We start from the raw sequence: 17948 nt of genomic DNA on the forward strand, positions 1-17948 counted from the left end.
GGCGCAGCGGCGCGAAGAGTGAACAGGCCACCGGCATTGCCAAACAGCTTCGAAAAAACGGGCAACAACGCATCAAGCCCAAAGGAATGCCGTCGCGAACCGTGATTATCCGCGCGGATGTGCTGCCGGATAGACGCCCAGAACCTCGACATTGGTCGTGAAATGCTCAAGCTCGTCCATGGCCAGCTGCACGTTGCGGTCTTCGGGATGCCCGACAATATCCGCGTAAAACTGCGTCGCGGTGAAGGAGCCGTCGACCATATAGCTTTCCAGCTTGGTCATGTTGATCCCATTGGTAGCAAACCCGCCCATCGCTTTGTAAAGCGCGGCAGGGATGTTGCGGACCTGAAACACAAAGCTGGTGATCATTCCATGATCGCCCCGGCGGGACAAATCCGTTTCGCGCGACATGACAAGAAAGCGGGTCGTGTTGTCGTCATTATCCTCGATATGGCGGGCCAGAACGTTCAGGTTATAGATCTCAGCGGCCAGCTCGCTGGCCAGCGCGGCTGAATGCGGATTGCCTTCCTCAGCCACTTCGCGGGCGGCGCGGGCGTTATCGGGGCTGACGCGGCCGCGAATGCCGTGTTCCTTCAGAAAGCCCGCGCATTGCGGCAGCAGTACCAGATGCGAATGCGCCTCGGTGATGTCTTCCAGTTTTGCACCCGGTACGGCAAGAAGGTTGATGTGCACACGGACAAAGGCCTCATCGATGATATGCAGCCCGCTGTGAGGTAACAGCCGGTGAATATCGGCCACCCGTCCATAGGTCGTGTTCTCGACCGGAAGCATTGCCAGATCCGCAGCACCCGAGCGGACCGATTCGATCACATCCTCGAAAGTGCGGCAGGGCAGGGCTTCCATATCTGGCCGAGCGTTGCGGCAAGCCTCGTGACTGTAGGCGCCGGGTTCCCCCTGAAAGGCAATGCGATTGGTCATTTGGTCGATTCCATGCAACAAGTTCGCGATTTGGTCGTTTCGTCGCGGTGTCTATACCTTGCCTCTCGCAAGGGGAAGCCTTAGACAGCTGCCCAGACAGCTGAAATGGACTCGCGATCAATGTTCGACACGATGACAGTAACCAAGGCCGCCGCAGGCCTGTTCGGCACATTCCTGGTGCTGCTTCTGGCCAAGTGGGGGGCAGATGTCCTCTATTCTTCCGGTGGCCATGGCTCGGCTGAGGCCGCCTACATTATCGAAACCGAAAGCTCGGGCGAAAGCGCCGACGGTGAAGAAGTGGTCTTCGAAGACCTGCTGGCCGCCGCAGACGTCGAGAGCGGCGCAAAAGTGTTCCGCAAATGCACCGCGTGCCACAAGCTGGAAGACGGCGCAAACGGCACCGGCCCCTACCTGTACGGTGTGGTTAATCGCCCGGTCGCCTCGGCCAACGGTTTCACCGGGTACTCGGCCAGTATGCAGGCGCATGGCGGCAACTGGACACCCGAAGCGCTGGATGCCTTCCTGACCAAGCCGGGCAATTATATCTCGGGCACTTCGATGAGCTTTGCCGGCCTGAAAAAGCCGCAGGATCGCGCCGACGTGATTGCCTATCTGCAGACAATCGGCAACTGATTGCCTGAGCGATCAGAACCATTCAAAGCCGCTGCCGCAACGCAGCGGCTTTTTTGTCTGAAGAAACCTTCACAAAGTGCTCACGCATTCTAAACTTGAATCTGCACGTGCTGGCACTTTAGCTAGCGGTTACGACATTGACGGTGACAATGACCGAGAGGATGAGCCACATGAAATCCCTGATGCCTGCTGCACGTGATCTCGAGGTAAGGCCATGGGTTGGCATTTTGGGGCTCTGTGCCGCGCTGATTGCTCCGCATACAGCCCAGGCGCTGGATGAGGGGGTCACCCGCAGCCACGGGTATTCGTATTTCGGAAATCTGGATTACCCGGCGGACTATGCGCATCTGAATTATGTGAATCCCGACGCCCCCAAAGGCGGCGAGCTTTCGCTGGCAGCTTCGGGAACGTTCGATTCCCTCAACCCCTATTCGCGAAAGGGGCGTGCCGGTGCGCTGACCACATTGCAATATGACCGTCTGTTTGAAAGTGCCGAAGACAGTGTCGGGCAGTATTACGGCGTAGTTGCGGAAAGTCTGGAATATGACGAAGGGCGCAATTACGTCATTTTCCATTTGCGCCCCGAAGCAACTTTTTGGGATGGCACGCCTGTCACGGCGGAAGATGTTGTCTACAGCCACCGTTTGTTCATCGAACAGGGCCTGCCATCTTACGCGCAGGCCGTTGGCCGTATGGTGACAGGAGCCGAGGCGTTGGATGACCATACCGTAAAATTTACATTCAATCCCGAAGTCACTCGCCGCAGCCTGATCGAAACCGTCGGCTCAACTCCTGTTTTCTCAAAAGCATGGTTTGAGGCAGATGAGACACGGCGCCTGGATGAACCACGGCTGGAAGTGGCGGTGGGCTCTGGCCCCTACAAGCTCGACAGCTACGACATCAATCGCCGCATCGTTTACAAACGCCGGGACGATTATTGGGGCAAGGACCTGCCTTTCAATGTCGGACGCAACAACTTCGATACAATTCGGGTCGAGTATTTCGCCGATCAGACGGCAGCGTTCGAAGGTTTCAAGGCGGGTGAATATACATTTCGGATTGAAAGTGATCCCAAGCTTTGGGCGACCGGGTATGATTTCCCGAAGCTGGATGAAGGCACCGTTATTCGGGATGAGATCGCAGATGGCAGCCCGCCGACACCTTCGGGCTTTGTCTTCAACCTTGGGAAACCGCAATTCGCCGACAAGAATGTCCGCAAGGCCCTGGCCTTGGCCTTCAATTTCGAATGGACGAACGAGTCATTGTTGTTCGGCCTGAACACGCCGCGGAATTCTTTCACGCAAGGAACCCCGATCGAGGCGCAAGGCCTGCCCGAAGGGGCTGAGCTGGCGTTCCTGCAGGCGTTGGGCGGCGTCGTTCCCGAAGATGTCCTGACGGAACCCGCTGTAGTGGCGCACGAATCAAACCCTGCACGCCTGAATGACCGACAAAACCTGCGCAAAGCTGCCAGGTTATTGGACGAGGCAGGCTGGTCCGTCGGCGAAGGCAATATTCGCCGCAATACCGAAGGGCAGACTTTGAAGGTGAATATTCCATATCCTTCAAACCTGCCGACCTCGACCGCAACGATGATCGAAACCTATGTCCAAAACCTGCAATCCATCGGTGTGGATGCCTCGACCGAGAAAGTTGACCCGGCGCAATACACGTTGCGCAGCCGCGAGCGGGATTATGACATGGTCTATTCCACGCGCTACGGGTCGTTTTTGTCTACCGGGGGCGGTCTGAGCCAGATGTACGGATCGGAAGAAGCGGCTTTTAGCCTGTTCAATCCGGCAGGTCTGGCCAGCCCCTTGGTCGACGCGATCATCGAGGCGTCCTTTGAAACTGACAATCAGGCCGATCAGGACACGGCGTTAATGGCTTTGGATCGCGCCTTGAGGTACGAGTTTTTCGTAATCCCCGTGGGGTACATCGCAGAATACTGGACAGCATATTACGATATGTACGAATACCCGGAAAACCTGCCGCCCTATTCGCTGGGTTATCTGGATTTGTGGTGGATCAATCCGGAAAAACAGGCTGCGTTGAAAGCGAAAGGCGCGCTGCGATAACATGGGCGCCTATATTCTAAGACGCTTATTGCTGATCATTCCGACTCTTCTGGGTATCATGATCGTCAACTTCACGCTGGTCCAGTTCGTACCTGGTGGGCCGGTCGAACAGATCATCGCGCAAATCGAAGGTCAAGGTGACGTATTCGCCGGGTTTGCCGGGGGGGGCGACGCCGGAGCGGGTTCCGAACCGGCGGGCGGTGTCTTCGACGACAAATATGTCGGCGCACGCGGCCTTCCGCCCGAGTTTATTGCCGAGCTGGAAAAAGAATTCGGCTTCGACAAGCCCCCGCTGGAACGGTTCCTGAATATGATGGGCAACTATCTGACGTTTGATTTTGGCGAGAGTTATTTCCGCTCGATCAGCGTGATCGATCTGGTGCTTGAAAAGATGCCGGTCTCGATCTCGCTGGGGCTGTGGTCGACCCTGATTGCCTATCTGGTCTCGATCCCACTGGGTATTCGAAAGGCGGTCAAGGATGGATCGCAATTCGATACCTGGACAAGCGGGGCGATTATTGTGGCCTATGCCATTCCGGGCTTTTTGTTTGCGATCCTGCTGCTGGTGCTCTTCGCTGGCGGATCATATTGGCAAATCTTCCCGCTGCGCGGTCTGACGTCGGACAATTGGGACAGCCTGAGTTTCTTTGGCAAGATCACGGATTATTTCTGGCACATAGCGCTGCCGACGATTGCGTTGACGATCTCGGCCTTTGCGACGCTGACCTTGCTGACCAAGAACTCGTTTCTGGACGAGATCAAGAAACAGTACGTCATGACTGCCCGCGCCAAAGGGTTGAGCGAGCGCAAGGTGCTCTATAATCATGTCTTCCGAAACGCGATGCTGATCGTGATCGCAGGGTTCCCGGCCGTGTTCATCGGTGTGTTCTTCGGGGGGTCGATCATTATCGAGACGATCTTTTCGCTGGATGGTCTGGGCCGATTAGGGTTCGAGGCTGCCGTTGCGCGCGATTATCCGGTGATCTTCGGCACGCTGTTCATCTTCGGTCTGATGGGGCTGGTCGTCGGCATCATCAGCGACCTGATGTATGTGCTGGTCGACCCGCGCATCGATTTCGAAAAGCGGGAGGGGTAAATGGCTTTGTCCCCGCTGAACCAGCGCCGCTGGAGCAACTTCCGCCGCAACAGACGGGCCTTCTGGTCGCTGATCATCTTCTCGATCCTGTTTGGCCTGTCGCTCTTTGCCGAGTTTATCGCCAACGACAAACCCATCCTTGTGAAATATCGGGGAGAGTACTTTACGCCGATCTTCAACTTCTACGCCGAAACCGAATTTGGCGGCGATTTCCAGACCGAAGCGATCTATCGAGACCCCGAAGTTCAGTGCCTGATCGACAGCGGTGGATTGGAAGACTGTTTCGATGATCCCGAAGGCATCATCGAACAGATCGACGCCGGAACGTTCCAGGCTGAGGGTTTTGAACGCGGCTGGTCGCTCTGGCCGTTGATCCCCTATTCCTTCAATACCTCGGTGGACCGCCCCGGCGCGGCGCCCCTGCCGCCCAACGGCCAGAATCTGCTGGGTACCGATGATACCAAGCGCGACGTGCTGGCCCGCGTGATTTACGGCTTTCGTTTGTCGATCCTGTTCACGCTGCTTGTGACGGGCGCGGCAAGCCTGATCGGGATTTTCGCCGGGGCCATACAAGGGTTCTTTGGTGGGTGGCTGGACCTGATCTTTCAGCGGATCATCGAAATCTGGTCCGCAACCCCGTCGCTTTACGTCATCATCATCATGTTTGCGGTGCTGGGGCGAAGTTTCTGGTTGCTGGTCGCGCTGATGATCCTGTTCAGTTGGACCGGGCTGGTTGGCGTGGTGCGCGCCGAGTTCCTGCGGGCGCGGAACCTTGAATATGTGCGCGCCGCGCGGGCGCTGGGTGTTGGCAACATGACGATCATGTTCCGTCATATGCTGCCCAATGCGATGGTGGCCACGCTGACCTTCATGCCGTTCATCGTCACCGGAACCATCGGCGGGCTGGCTTCGCTGGATTATCTGGGCTTTGGTCTGCCGTCCTCGGCCCCCTCGCTGGGAGAGCTGACCTTGCAGGCCAAGCAGAACCTTCAGGCCCCGTGGCTGGCCTTCACCGCCTTCTTCACCTTTGCCATTATGCTGTCGCTGCTGGTCTTCATCTTCGAAGGCGTTCGCGATGCGTTTGATCCCAGAAAGACCTTCTCATGAGCTTGCTGGATGTGAAAAACCTCAAGGTCTCGTTCCGTCAGGATGGGCAGGTCAACGCGGCGGTCAAAGGCGTGTCCTTCACTGTGGACCGGGGTGAAACCGTCGCGCTGGTGGGCGAATCCGGATCAGGAAAATCCGTGACGGCGTTATCGACCGTTTCCCTGCTGGGCGACAGCGCGTTGGTCGACGGCTCGGTCACCTATGACGGGCAAGAGATGATTGGCGCCTCGGAACAGCGTCTGATGGATGTGCGGGGCAACGACATCAGCTTTATCTTTCAGGAGCCGATGACCTCGCTGAACCCGTTGCACACGATCCAGAAACAGATGGCTGAATCGCTGGCCCTGCATCAGGGTGTGGCGGGCGATGTGGCGCGGGACAGGATTGTCGAGTTGCTGACCAAGGTCGGTATCCGCGATCCTCAAGACCGGCTGGACAGCTATCCGCATCAGTTGTCGGGCGGTCAGCGGCAACGGGTGATGATCGCAATGGCCCTTGCCAACAAACCGGACATCCTGATCGCGGATGAGCCGACAACGGCTCTGGATGTGACCATTCAGGCGCAGATCCTCGAACTGCTGGCTGAATTGCAGAAATCGGAAAACATGGGGATGCTGTTTATCACCCATGATCTGGGCATCGTGCGCCGCATCGCCGACCGGGTCTGTGTGATGAAAGACGGCGAGATTGTCGAAACCGGCGTGACGGCCGAGATATTCGAAAACCCGCAGCACCCCTATACCCGCAAACTTCTGGCGGCGGAGCCGTCGGGTCGGCCTGAACCCGTTGCCTCAGATGCGGAAGAGGTCGCACGCACCGACCACCTTAAGGTCTGGTTTCCGATCCAGCGCGGGTTTCTGAAGCGAACGGTTGGATATGTGAAAGCGGTGAACGACGCGACCCTTAGCGTGCGCGCGGGTGAGACGTTGGGGATTGTTGGCGAAAGCGGGTCAGGCAAGACCACGCTGGCGCTGGCCATGATGCGGCTGATCGCGTCCGAGGGTGGCATCACCTTTCGCGATCAGGACGTGCGCAAATGGTCCACGCGGGAACTGCGCCGGTTGCGCAAGGACATGCAGATCGTGTTTCAGGACCCGTTTGGCAGCCTCAGCCCGCGGATGACCTGCCAGCAGATCATTGCGGAAGGTCTGGCCATTCACAAAGTCGACCCGGACCGCGCGCCACGCGAACTTGTGGCCGAGGTGATGACCGAAGTGGGGCTTGATCCGGCGACGATGGATCGATACCCGCACGAGTTTTCTGGCGGTCAGCGTCAGCGCATCGCCATTGCGCGCGCGATGGTTCTGCGTCCCAAACTGCTGGTTCTGGACGAGCCGACCAGTGCGCTGGATATGACCGTTCAGGTTCAGATCGTCGATCTGCTTCGCAATCTGCAACAGAAATACGGGCTGGCCTATCTGTTCATCAGCCATGACCTGAAAGTGGTCCGTGCCATGTCGCACAACGTGATCGTCATGCGAAACGGCGATGTGGTCGAAATGGGCGCGGCAGAGGATTTGTTCGAAAACGCCCAGACCGACTATACCCGCGAATTGATCGCAGCGGCGGGCTGAGAACAGCCCGCCCGGTGTCGCGAGTCAGGCGCTGGCTTTTTCTCGCGCCGATGACTGGGGCACAGGCCCGCGCAGTTCTTCATAGTGATCAAAGCTCAGCTTGACCCACCCAGTTCCACGTGTGGCACTGGCAAGGGTGCGGTGCAGCTCGTCCTCGGCAACGGCGGGCAACTGGGCGTTGAATATCTCCCAGCCCGTTGCATTCGGGTTGCCCTCAAATCCCAGAACCTGCCCCTGAAGGGTGCTGATCGTTGGTACGAGATCGCCCACAAAGGCCGAGGGTAAGTGTATCTCGGCGCTCAGGATCGGTTGCAGGACCACAGGTTTGGCTTGCGGCAATGCCTCGCGCACGGCGTTCTTGCCTGCGGTCCGGAAGGCATAATCCGAACTGTCCACATTGTGGTGTTTGCCATCGCTCAGGGTCACTTTGACATCAACTACGGGAAAGCCTTCGGGGCCTTGTTCCAATGCGTCCTTGGCTCCGTGTTCCACAGACGGGATGTAGTTCTTGGGAACGGCGCCGCCCTTGACCACCTCATCGAACTGGAACCCCGATCCGCGCGGCAATGGCGCGACCGATATTACCACATCCGCGAATTGCCCCGCGCCGCCGGATTGCTTGCGATGGCGATGGCGATGCTCAACCGTTGCGCGGATGGTTTCGCGATAGGCGGTTTCCACCTGTTCCGCCTCGATCTCGATCCCGAAATCCTCTGCCAGCTTGGCGGTCACGCGGCGCATATGTTGCGGACCTTGCGAGCCCAGAATCGAATGGCCGCTCATCTCATCCTGTTGCAGATGCAGGCCCGGATCGATTTCGGCCAGACGGCTCAGGGCGTTTGACAGGCGCACATCGTCCCGCTCATGCGCGGGCGAGACGACTTGACGATGCGCAACCGGATGAGAAGACGCCCATTCCGGCAACTCTGTCGCGGAGGAACTGTCATAAATGTATCCGGGGTTGAGGTGATCGGATTTGACCGCCAGTCCGATCTGCCCGGCCTCCAGCGCGGCGATCTGGGTCTTGGCGTCCAGTGTTGTCAGGTTGCCGACCGTTTCACCGCCCAACGCCTCATGGGCTTTTACCCCGTCCCCAAGGCCGCGCAGAACGATGATCTTTCCGATATGCTTTTTGACATCCGCAAAGCCCGCGATGGCACGGGCGTTTTCGGCGGCCTCGTCTCGTCCGGCGGCGATATCAAACTCGGGGGCCTCATGACGCAGCGCTTTCATCAGGCGCGTCAGCCCGTTGCCGTGGCTTGCGGCGCCCAGACAGGCTGGGATCAACTGATGATTCTGCAAAACCTGCGCGGCCAGCTCATAAACCTCATCGCTTGGGGGCTGTTTGTCTTCAATCAACTGTTCCAGCAGGTGGTCATCGAAATCGGAAAGTGTCTCAAGCAACTCGGTCCGGGCTTCCTGCTCGCGATCCTCGACAGATTTGGGCAGCTCTATCAGGGCCGACGGCTGGCCCTCCTGATACTTCCACGCCCGTTCCGAGATCAGATCGACCGCGCCGATGATCGTGTCGCCCTCGCGGATCGGAACCTGACGCAGGGCGATGTGGTGCGTGCAGTAGGTTTGCAGCGCCGCGATGATGTCGCGGATGCGGCCATTGGGGTTGTCCATGCGGTTGATGAAAAGAAAACAGGGAATGCCTGCCTCTTCCACCAGCCGAAGATACGGCGCACACAGCACGGCGGCATTTGGATCGGGCGGTACCACGATAACGGCAGCATCCGAGATCGCCATGGCTGGGCCGACATACGCGAGGGAATCGCCACCCCCATCCACGTCGATCGCGCACCAGGGCTCGTCCAGGTAAGAAAAACCGTGCAAGTGCACGGTTCCGGAAACATCGAATGTGGTCGGGCGCCCGTCGAGGCGGCTGATGGCCTCGACCAGGGTAGATTTGCCCGACTGGCTGGGCCCGAGGACGGTGAATACGCGCATGAGTGTTGTCCCTCTTTCAGGTTGCAGAATGGCTGCACGAAAAGGGCCGTCCGACGCAGTCGCGTCAGCTAGGACTGTCTGTAATTTGCCCGCCTCAGGCCGCAGGGCGAAACATCACCCCACAGCTTGAGTGTGGAAAAAACCGCAGGCGTGCGTCAAGCCCCCGATGTGTTTTGTACTCAACGGGCTGAATGTTGCCCGAAAAAAAGGTCAGATCGCCGAGCTGTGCCCGGCTTTGCTGAGGTCGTATGCGTCGAAGCTGCGGGCAACCATCCGGGTCAGCGCCCTCGCCTCGGGGGGGATGAACAGCCCTTCCTCGCTGATTTGCAGCAGCCCGTCGAATGAGGCGTTGGCGGCACGATACATCTCATTCAGCGCTGCGGCCGAGATATCGTGATCGCGCAGGATTTCAGCCGAATCGATCCGGAAATCGCACATCAGCGCTTCGATCAGACGGGCGCGCAGAATATCCTGACCTTTGAACAGGTGCCCGCGGGATGTCGAAAACTGCCCGTTGCGGATGGCTTTTGTATGGGCGGATGTGGCCGGGGCATTCTGCGCATAGCCTTGTGGAAAGCGCGAGATCGAGCTGGCCCCGACACCGATCAACACATCGGCCTGATCGTCGGTATAACCCTGGAAGTTCCGCTTCAGACGACCCGCGCGCAGGGCCTGGGTCAGCCCGTCATCCTGCGTGGCAAAATGGTCGATGCCGATCTCGGCGTAGTTGTCCCACAGGAACAGGCGGCGGGCGGTGTCGAACAGTTCCAGCCGTTGTTCGGGCGTTGGCAGTGCGTCCGACGGGATCAGCTGCTGCCGTTTGGCCATCCACGGCACATGGGCGTACCCATAAAGCGCCACGCGGTCCGGGCTGAGCGACAAAAGCTTCTGCACGCTTTCCGTCATCCGGGCCTTGGTCTGATGGGGCAGCCCGTAAAGGATATCCGCGTTCAGGCTGGCAATGCCACGTGCGCGGATCATGTCGATCGCGTCGCGCGTTGTATCGTAGCTTTGAATGCGGCCAATGGTTTTCTGGATTTCATCGTCGAAATCCTGCACTCCAATCGAGGCGCGGTTCATGCCTGCCTCTGCCAGCGCATCCAGACGCGCCTCGTCAATCTCGTTCGGATCGATTTCAACCGAAAACTCGGCGTCCGGCCCCATGGGGACGATCCCCAGAATGTGCTGTGCCAGATCACGCATCAGCTGGGCGTTCAGCAACGTTGGCGTACCGCCGCCCCAGTGCAGGCGCGACAGCACCACATCCGCGGGCAGGCGCGCCGCCAGCAGGTCCAGCTCGGCTTTCAGAACATCCACATATGCAATCACCGGATTGTCGGTTTGTGTGCCTTGCGTCCTGCAGGCGCAGAACCAGCACAGCCTGCGGCAGAACGGGACGTGGATATAAAGGGATATGGCGCTGCCGGGCTCGATTCCCGAAATCCAGTCGCCAAACATGTCCGCCCCCACGTCATTGTTGAAATGGGGCGCTGTGGGATAGCTTGTGTAACGCGGTACTTTCGCGTCAAAAAGTCCAAGCTTTGCCAATTGTGGTTTCACTATCATGACGATACCCTTAGGGGGCAGGCGACTTAGGTGCTTTGACGGAGATCAAGTGGAAACGCAGATGACAATAAAAGCACAGTTCGATCATTCAAATTGCGCAGACTGCCCGATACGACATCGCGCGGTCTGCGCCCGCTGTGACGCTGACGAACTGGAAGCGCTTGATGCCATTAAGTATTACCGCAGTTTCGAAGCGGGTCAGACCATCATCTGGTCGGGCGACCAGATGAATTTTGTCGGTTCAGTCGTCGCGGGAATCGCGTCGCTGACACAAACGATGGAAGACGGGCGCACCCAGATGGTTGGTCTTCTCTTGCCCAGCGATTTCGTCGGTCGCCCGGGGCGCGACATTGCGCCTTACGATGTGCAGGCGACAACGGATGTCGTGATGTGCTGTTTCCGCAAGAAACCATTTGAAGAGCTGATGAACGAAACGCCACACATCGCGCATCGCCTGCTGCAGATGACGTTGGACGAGCTTGATGCTGCCCGTGAATGGATGCTGGTTCTGGGTCGCAAGACAGCGCGCGAAAAAATCGCCAGCCTGATATCGATCATTGCCCGCCGGGATGCGTCGATTGGTCAAAAGGGCCTGTCGGGACCGATCGTGTTCGATCTGCCCCTGACCCGAGAGGCCATGGCGGATTATCTGGGACTTACGCTTGAGACGGTCAGCCGCCAGATCTCAGCTCTGAAAAAGGACGGTTTGATCTTGCTGGAAGGCAAACGTCACGTGACCATCCCCGATCTTGGCCGGCTCATGGAAGAAGCAGGCGACGATTCCGATGGCGGGTTTCTGGTCTGACCGGTCTTTCGCTCGGCAGAACTCGCTTACCGCGACCATCCGGTCGGTTCACGAACTAACATAGGAGTGAGGCATGGGGTTCAGCAGTCTGTTGGCAATGCTGTTCATTGGCGCAATCGCCGGATGGCTGTCGGGAAAGATCATGGAGGGCCGTGGGTTCGGCCTGATCGGCAACATTATCGTCGGCATCGTCGGTGCGTTCCTGTCGGGCATGATCTTTCCGGCGCTAGGATTTTCTGTTGGCGGGGGCCTGTTGTCGTCGATCCTTTTCGCAACAATTGGGGCCGTGATCCTGTTGTTCCTGATCGGCCTCATTCGTCGGGGGTGAAAAAAGCCGCCTGTCGAGGCGGCTTTTAGCTTGTTTAGGTCAGTGCGCCAGGAACACCGGAACCGAGGATTGTTCCAGCATGTTCCGGGTCGCCCCGCCCAGAATGGCTTCGCGAAAGCGGGAGTGGCCATAAGCGCCCATCACAATCATGTCCGATTCGGTATCCGTCGCGTGGCGATTAAGGATATCCGAGACGCGGGTCATGGTCTTGCTGAGCACATCGATCTCGCATTTGACACCATGACGGGCCAGCATCTGGGACAGCATCCCACCCGGGTCCGACCGGTCCGGCCCATGCTGTGGTGGGTCAATTACCACAATACGGACGATCTCGGCCCGTTTGAGGAAGGGCAGGGCCCGCCGGATGGCGCACATGGCCTCGACGCTTTCGTTCCAGGCGATCATGATGTTGCCCGGCGCTTTCAACGGCGCGCCGCTGTCGGGAACCACAAGAACAGGGCAATGTCCTTCGAACATGGCCGCTTCGATAATGGGCTCGGCCTCGGCCCCCCGACCTTCACCATACGGATGTGGCAGGATCACAAGGTCGGAAAACCGGGCCCGGTGCGCGACGTGGCGCCCGATATCGGCAATTTGTGCAACGCCGTGTTCGGCGGACCAACGCACGCCGGATTTGCCGAGATAGTCATTGGCAAAGGCCAGCAAATCCTGTGCCTCGGCATTGGCCCGGTTCAGCGTTTCCTGAACGATCAAAGCATTGGCACCCGCATAATAGTAACCTGTCTGACTGCGATCGACGCCCAGACACAGGACTTCGGCATGGGCATCCTGAGCCTCGGCCAGGGCCACAATCTGCGCCAAAGCAGCCTGTGCAGTCTGCGTTTCGGTCATGACTGTGAGAAGAGATTTGTACGCCATTTTGACCTCATTTTTCGGGCAATTGGTCTCATGTGACCTGTTAGCCCTTTTCTACTACCATGCGTGTCATAGAAAACGCTGGACTGTCTTGATACAGATCAAAGCAATGAAGGTGGCCGTGCTTCAGAACGGCAGCCAGTCAAATGGGTTTCGCGCGTCATAAGAATCAAAAGCGCGCGGAGCATGGCAAAGGGACGCAATATGTCGAATTACATCAAGCTGATCGTGCTTGGTCTGATCGCGCTGTTTGCAGCGATCGGAACCAATTATGCACGCGATTTGGCGTATCAGGTACATGCGCTGCTGGTGATGCTCATCGCCGGTGGCCTGTTCATCTGGACGCTTCGAAACACTGACGAGCCAGATATTCAGATCGACCGCTCGGGCGAATACATGGATGGCGTGATCCGCTATGGCGTGATCGCAACTGCCTTTTGGGGCGTGATCGGGTTCCTCGCCGGGACGTTTATCGCGTTTCAGCTGGCGTTTCCGGTACTGAACTTCGAATGGGCGCAGGGTTATTTGAATTTTGGTCGTCTGCGTCCGTTGCACACTTCGGCGGTCATTTTTGCATTTGGCGGTAACGCATTGATCGCAACCTCGTTCTATGTGGTTCAGCGTACCAGCGCGGCGCGGCTTTGGGGCGGCAACCTCGCGTGGTTCGTGTTCTGGGGCTATCAGCTGTTCATCGTTCTGGCCGCAACCGGCTATGTGCTGGGCGGAACGCAGTCCAAGGAATATGCCGAACCTGAATGGTATGTCGATCTGTGGCTGACCATTGTTTGGGTCGCCTATCTGGCGGTCTACCTGGGTACGATCATCAAGCGGAAAGAACCCCACATCTATGTGGCCAACTGGTTCTATCTGGCCTTTATCGTCACCGTCGCCATGCTGCATCTGGTCAACAACATGACCATCCCGGTCAGCATCTGGGGTTCGAAATCGGTCATCGTCTGGTCGGGTGTGCAGGATGCCATGATCCAGTGGTGGTATGGCCACAACGCTGTGGGCTTCTTCCTGACCGCGGGTTTCCTGGGCATGATGTACTATTTCATCCCGAAACAGGCCGAACGCCCGGTGTTTTCGTACAAGCTGTCGATCATCCACTTCTGGGCGCTGATCTTCCTGTATATCTGGGCCGGTCCACACCACCTGCACTATACCGCGCTGCCTGACTGGGCGTCGACGCTGGGTATGGTGTTCTCGGTGATCCTGTGGATGCCGTCCTGGGGCGGTATGATCAACGGTCTGATGACGCTGTCGGGTGCCTGGGACAAGCTGCGCACCGATCCGGTGATCCGCATGATGGTCATCTCGGTCGGCTTCTACGGCATGTCCACCTTTGAAGGTCCGATGATGTCGATCCGTGCTGTGAACAGCCTCAGCCACTACACCGACTGGACCATTGGTCACGTGCATTCGGGCGCGCTGGGCTGGAACGGCATGATTACCTTTGGCGCGCTGTACTTCCTGGTGCCCGTGCTTTGGAAGCGCGAGCGTCTGTACTCGCTGCAGATGGTCAGCTGGCACTTCTGGCTCGCCACGATCGGCATCGTGCTTTATGCCGCGTCGATGTGGGTCACCGGTATCATGGAAGGCCTGATGTGGCGTGAAGTGGATGCAAATGGCTTCCTGGTGAACTCGTTCGCTGACACCGTGGCCGCCAAGTTCCCGATGTATGTGGTGCGTGCTCTGGGTGGCGTTCTGTTCGTCGCTGGCGCCGTGATCATGTGCTACAACCTGTGGATGACTGTGCGGAAAGCGCCGGCCAAAGAGGCCAGCCTGACCGTCGCGGTCCCTGCTGAATAGAGGGAGGGCCGGAGCAATGGCAATTCTCGACAAACATAAGATCCTCGAGACCAACGCGACCCTCCTGCTGATCTTCAGCTTTCTGGTCGTGACCATCGGTGGCCTGGTGCAGATCACCCCGCTGTTCTATCTTGAGAACACCATCGAGAAGGTGGAGGGCATGCGCCCTTACACCCCTCTCGAAATGGCAGGGCGTGAAATTTACATCCGCGAAGGTTGCTATGTCTGCCACAGCCAGATGATCCGCCCGATGCGGGACGAGGTCGAACGTTATGGCCACTACTCGCTGGCGGCTGAATCGATGTATGACCACCCGTTCCAGTGGGGATCAAAGCGTACCGGACCTGATCTGGCGCGTGTCGGTGGCCGCTATTCGGATCAGTGGCAGATGGACCACCTGCGCGACCCTCAGTCTGTGGTGCCTGAATCGGTGATGCCCAAATACGGCTTCCTCGAACATCGCAAGATCGACGGCAAGTATATCGGTGACATCATGGCGACCAATGCGGTTGTCGGCACCCCTTATACCGACGAGATGCTGGAAAACGCGGTTGCCGATTTCAGCGCGCAGGCCGACCCGGACAGTGACTACGACGGTCTGCTGGAGCGGTACGGTGACAAGGTCAACGTACGCAACTTCGATGGTCAGCCTGAACTGACCGAAGCCGACGCGCTGATCGCCTATCTGCAAATGCTGGGTACGCTGGTCGATTTCTCGACCTTTACCCCGGATGCAAGCCGTTAACAGGAGGGTGGGATGGAAGAATACACACTTCTTCGACAGTTCGCGGATAGCTGGATGCTGCTTGTGTTGTTTGCCTTCTTCGTTGGCATCGTGATCTGGGTTTTCCGCCCCGGTGCCAGCAAGGAATACAAGGACACTGCCAACATCCCCTTCCGGCATCAAGACAAACCCGCCACACCCAAGGAGGCGCGGCAATGAGCAAGACACCTGATAAACAGCCGGGCGATCCAAATACAACCGGGCACAGCTGGGACGGGATTGAGGAATTCGACAATCCTATGCCGCGCTGGTGGCTATGGACCTTCTACGCCACCATCTTCTGGGGCGTGATCTATACGATCATGTTTCCGGCCTGGCCCTTGGTCCACGGCGCGACAGCCGGTGTGCTGGGATGGTCAACCCGAGAAAACGTTCAGCAGGACATGGTTGCCTTCGAAGAGGCAAACGCGCCCTGGAACGCCAAGCTGGTGGAAACTTCGCTGGAAGACATCGCCAAGGATGCAGAACTGCAGCAATATGCCGTGAACTCGGGAGGTGCGGTGTTCCGGACCTGGTGCGCACAATGCCATGGTTCGGGTGCGCAGGGTGCGCCGGGTTTCCCGAACCTGTTGGATGATGCCTGGCTGTGGGGCGGAACGCTGGACGATATCGTTTACACCGTCAGCTACGGTATCCGGAACGAAGAAAGCGCCGATGCGCGCTATTCCGAGATGCCGGCATTTGGCGAAATCCTCGAACATGAGGAAATCACGCAGGTGGTCCAGTACGTCATGTCGCTGAGCAATGCCCAGACCGACGATGCGGCAGCGCAGGCAGGTAAAGTTGTCTTCGAAGACAACTGTGCGGCCTGCCACGGCGAGGATGGCACAGGCGATATCTTCCAGGGTGCGCCGAACCTGACTGACGCGATCTGGCTTTACGGTGGCAGTGAAGAAATGCTGACGGAAACCGTAACTTACAGCCGCTTTGGTGTCATGCCGAACTGGGATACCCGCCTGACCGAGGCGCAGATTCGCGCCGTATCTGCCTATGTCCACCAGTTGGGCGGCGGTCAGTAAGATCTAAAGAACACCTTCGGGCGGTTCGCCGCCCGAAGGCTGGGGCACCGGCTGTTCCATCTGTTCGCGCGTTTCCTGAACAGCCGGTGCTTTTTTCCCACAATAAGGCCACTTAAACCTGTGGTCCAGATTCAGGTTTACTGTTACCTGCGTCAAAAGTTGTTCGGATCCACCTCGCGCGGGTTTTTAATCCACCAATGACCTTCCGGCAGCCAACGGCGTTTGTGGCGACCCGGTTTTGGCACATCGCGAATATGCGGCGCATTGATCCGGGTTGCGGTCATGAAAGATCTGGCAAAAACGGTCAGCATGGTTGGTCTCCTCTGCAAGGGTATCTCTGCAATAAAGATTGACCTTTGAAGTGCTGAATGCGACTCAAATACCATTCCATAGTGTAAGTCAGGGTTACATATGAATTGGTTGTCGCTTCCCCCATTGGCCGCGCTGAGGGCGTTTGCGGCATTTGCTGAAAAACGCAATGTCGTCGAAGCTGGTGCTGCGTTGAACGTAAGCCATGCGGCGATTAGCCAGCAGTTGCGCGTACTTGAGAACCATCTGGGTGCTGCCTTGCTTGATCGAACAGGCAAGGCCCTGACCCTAACCGCCGATGGTGAACATCTGGCCCGAGCCCTGCAACTTGGGTTTGGCGCGATCGAGGCGGCAGTGGGGGATTTGGTGCGGTCTGGTCAGGACCGCCCGGTCCACGTGTCGCTGACATCCTCTTTTGCGGCCTCTTGGCTGATGCCGCGTCTACCGGCTTTTCGCGAAACCCATCCCGAGGTGAACCTGATCCTCGATCCCACTGCCGAAGTTGTTGAACTGCGACCGGGTGGGATCGACATTGCCATTCGGTACGGCCCCGGCGGTTGGACCGGTGTGCAATCAGAGATGCTGTTGCAGTCGCCGGTGGTCATCGTCGCCGCTCCGAAACTGCTGGGTGAAAAGACGTCATGGACGCCGACCGAGTTGGCCCAACTGCCCTGGCTCGAGGAAATCGGCACCACCGAGGCGACGACCTGGCTGGCCGAACATGGTGCCGGTCCTGAACGCGGTGCGGGCCGGACCGAGCTGCCGGGAAACCTGGTACTGGACGGTCTGCGGGCCGGGCAGGGGGTCACTGTCACGGTGCGACATTTCGTCGAGCCTGACATCAAGGCCGGTCGCATCGTTGAGCTTTATGCAGAGCCGGATACGCGCGGATACCATATTGTGACGCCAAATTCGCCACTTAGACCAGCTGTCAGAACTTTTGTGACGTGGTTGAGGCGTCAGGCACGGGAAATGTGATAAAAGGTGTCTGTACGATGCGCGTTTTGACCCATGTCAAAGTTGCTATGCACGTGATCTGGAACAACACACACTCAGAAGAGCCAGTACCGGA

General features: G+C 58.1%; 17 protein-coding genes. 12 read left to right on the top strand and 5 right to left on the bottom strand.

The window, feature by feature from the left end:
• Positions 1-105 precede the first annotated feature (105 nt).
• On the bottom strand, positions 106-939 hold the full coding sequence (locus ACR0BK_RS18110) for a prephenate dehydratase (RefSeq protein ID WP_480495966.1): 834 nt from the start codon (positions 937-939) through the stop codon (positions 106-108).
• A gap of 120 nt (positions 940-1059) precedes the next feature.
• Between ACR0BK_RS18110 and ACR0BK_RS18115 the strand changes: the two genes are divergently transcribed.
• The 5 genes from ACR0BK_RS18115 (at position 1060) to ACR0BK_RS18135 (ending at position 7424) form a co-directional block, all read left to right on the top strand.
• Positions 1060-1572, top strand: a complete 513-nt coding sequence (locus ACR0BK_RS18115; RefSeq protein ID WP_480555832.1) for a c-type cytochrome — start codon at positions 1060-1062, stop codon at positions 1570-1572.
• A 170-nt stretch (positions 1573-1742) separates the two neighbouring features.
• Positions 1743-3647, top strand: coding sequence for an extracellular solute-binding protein (locus tag ACR0BK_RS18120; RefSeq protein WP_480555825.1), 1905 nt, complete (start codon positions 1743-1745; stop codon positions 3645-3647).
• A gap of 1 nt (position 3648) precedes the next feature.
• On the top strand, positions 3649-4743 hold the full coding sequence (locus ACR0BK_RS18125) for a microcin C ABC transporter permease YejB (RefSeq protein WP_480495962.1): 1095 nt from the start codon (positions 3649-3651) through the stop codon (positions 4741-4743).
• A complete protein-coding gene (locus tag ACR0BK_RS18130) occupies positions 4744-5850 on the top strand; it encodes an ABC transporter permease (RefSeq protein ID WP_480520930.1) in 1107 nt (368 codons plus the stop codon).
• Positions 5847-7424 (top strand): ABC transporter ATP-binding protein, encoded by a 1578-nt coding sequence (locus ACR0BK_RS18135; RefSeq protein ID WP_480474085.1) that lies wholly within the window; start codon positions 5847-5849, stop codon positions 7422-7424. Before ACR0BK_RS18130 ends, ACR0BK_RS18135 begins: the two co-directional genes overlap by 4 nt.
• 24 nt (positions 7425-7448) lie before the next feature.
• On the opposite strand, the gene ACR0BK_RS18140 is transcribed toward ACR0BK_RS18135, so the two are convergent.
• Positions 7449-9377: an elongation factor G gene (locus ACR0BK_RS18140; RefSeq protein WP_480474084.1), complete on the bottom strand. Its 1929-nt coding sequence runs from the start codon at positions 9375-9377 to the stop codon at positions 7449-7451.
• A 210-nt stretch (positions 9378-9587) separates the two neighbouring features.
• Complete coding sequence (hemN, locus tag ACR0BK_RS18145) at positions 9588-10943, bottom strand: oxygen-independent coproporphyrinogen III oxidase (protein ID WP_480555826.1); 1356 nt, start codon at positions 10941-10943, stop codon at positions 9588-9590.
• A gap of 61 nt (positions 10944-11004) precedes the next feature.
• Here hemN and fnrL point away from each other — a divergent pair, with 61 nt between their 5' ends.
• Both fnrL and ACR0BK_RS18155 read left to right on the top strand, forming a co-directional pair.
• On the top strand, positions 11005-11748 hold the full coding sequence (gene fnrL / locus ACR0BK_RS18150; RefSeq protein WP_480474082.1) for a transcriptional regulator FnrL: 744 nt from the start codon (positions 11005-11007) through the stop codon (positions 11746-11748).
• A gap of 73 nt (positions 11749-11821) precedes the next feature.
• On the top strand, positions 11822-12076 hold the full coding sequence (locus ACR0BK_RS18155) for a GlsB/YeaQ/YmgE family stress response membrane protein (RefSeq protein WP_209507747.1): 255 nt from the start codon (positions 11822-11824) through the stop codon (positions 12074-12076).
• A 39-nt stretch (positions 12077-12115) separates the two neighbouring features.
• Here the strand turns inward: ACR0BK_RS18155 and ACR0BK_RS18160 are convergent, their stop codons facing one another.
• The gene (locus tag ACR0BK_RS18160; RefSeq protein ID WP_480495960.1) at positions 12116-12955 is read right to left on the bottom strand and encodes a universal stress protein; all 840 of its coding nucleotides are present in this window, start codon (positions 12953-12955) and stop codon (positions 12116-12118) included.
• A 201-nt stretch (positions 12956-13156) separates the two neighbouring features.
• Between ACR0BK_RS18160 and ccoN the strand changes: the two genes are divergently transcribed.
• Genes ccoN through ccoP form a run of 4 tightly spaced genes read left to right on the top strand, consistent with a single transcriptional unit; the run spans position 13157 to position 16567 of the window.
• On the top strand, positions 13157-14764 hold the full coding sequence (ccoN, locus tag ACR0BK_RS18165) for a cytochrome-c oxidase, cbb3-type subunit I (protein WP_480520922.1): 1608 nt from the start codon (positions 13157-13159) through the stop codon (positions 14762-14764).
• Positions 14765-14780: 16 nt separating this feature from the next.
• Positions 14781-15509 carry a cytochrome-c oxidase, cbb3-type subunit II gene (gene ccoO, locus ACR0BK_RS18170; protein ID WP_480474079.1) on the top strand — a complete coding sequence of 243 codons (729 nt, stop codon included), beginning with the start codon at positions 14781-14783 and terminating at the stop codon, positions 15507-15509.
• Positions 15510-15521: 12 nt separating this feature from the next.
• Entirely contained in the window at positions 15522-15707 is a 186-nt protein-coding gene (locus ACR0BK_RS18175; RefSeq protein ID WP_209507756.1) for a cbb3-type cytochrome c oxidase subunit 3, read from the top strand.
• On the top strand, positions 15704-16567 hold the full coding sequence (ccoP, locus tag ACR0BK_RS18180) for a cytochrome-c oxidase, cbb3-type subunit III (RefSeq protein WP_480474078.1): 864 nt from the start codon (positions 15704-15706) through the stop codon (positions 16565-16567). The genes ACR0BK_RS18175 and ccoP overlap by 4 nt, the downstream gene beginning before the upstream one ends.
• 152 nt (positions 16568-16719) lie before the next feature.
• On the opposite strand, the gene ACR0BK_RS18185 is transcribed toward ccoP, so the two are convergent.
• Complete coding sequence (locus tag ACR0BK_RS18185) at positions 16720-16878, bottom strand: hypothetical protein (protein WP_480474077.1); 159 nt, start codon at positions 16876-16878, stop codon at positions 16720-16722.
• A 100-nt stretch (positions 16879-16978) separates the two neighbouring features.
• On the opposite strand from ACR0BK_RS18185, the gene ACR0BK_RS18190 reads away from it, so the two are divergent.
• Positions 16979-17854: a LysR family transcriptional regulator gene (locus ACR0BK_RS18190; protein ID WP_480520920.1), complete on the top strand. Its 876-nt coding sequence runs from the start codon at positions 16979-16981 to the stop codon at positions 17852-17854.
• Positions 17855-17948 lie beyond the last annotated feature (94 nt).

The sequence above is a fragment of the Ruegeria sp. AF1 genome (assembly GCF_056542125.1).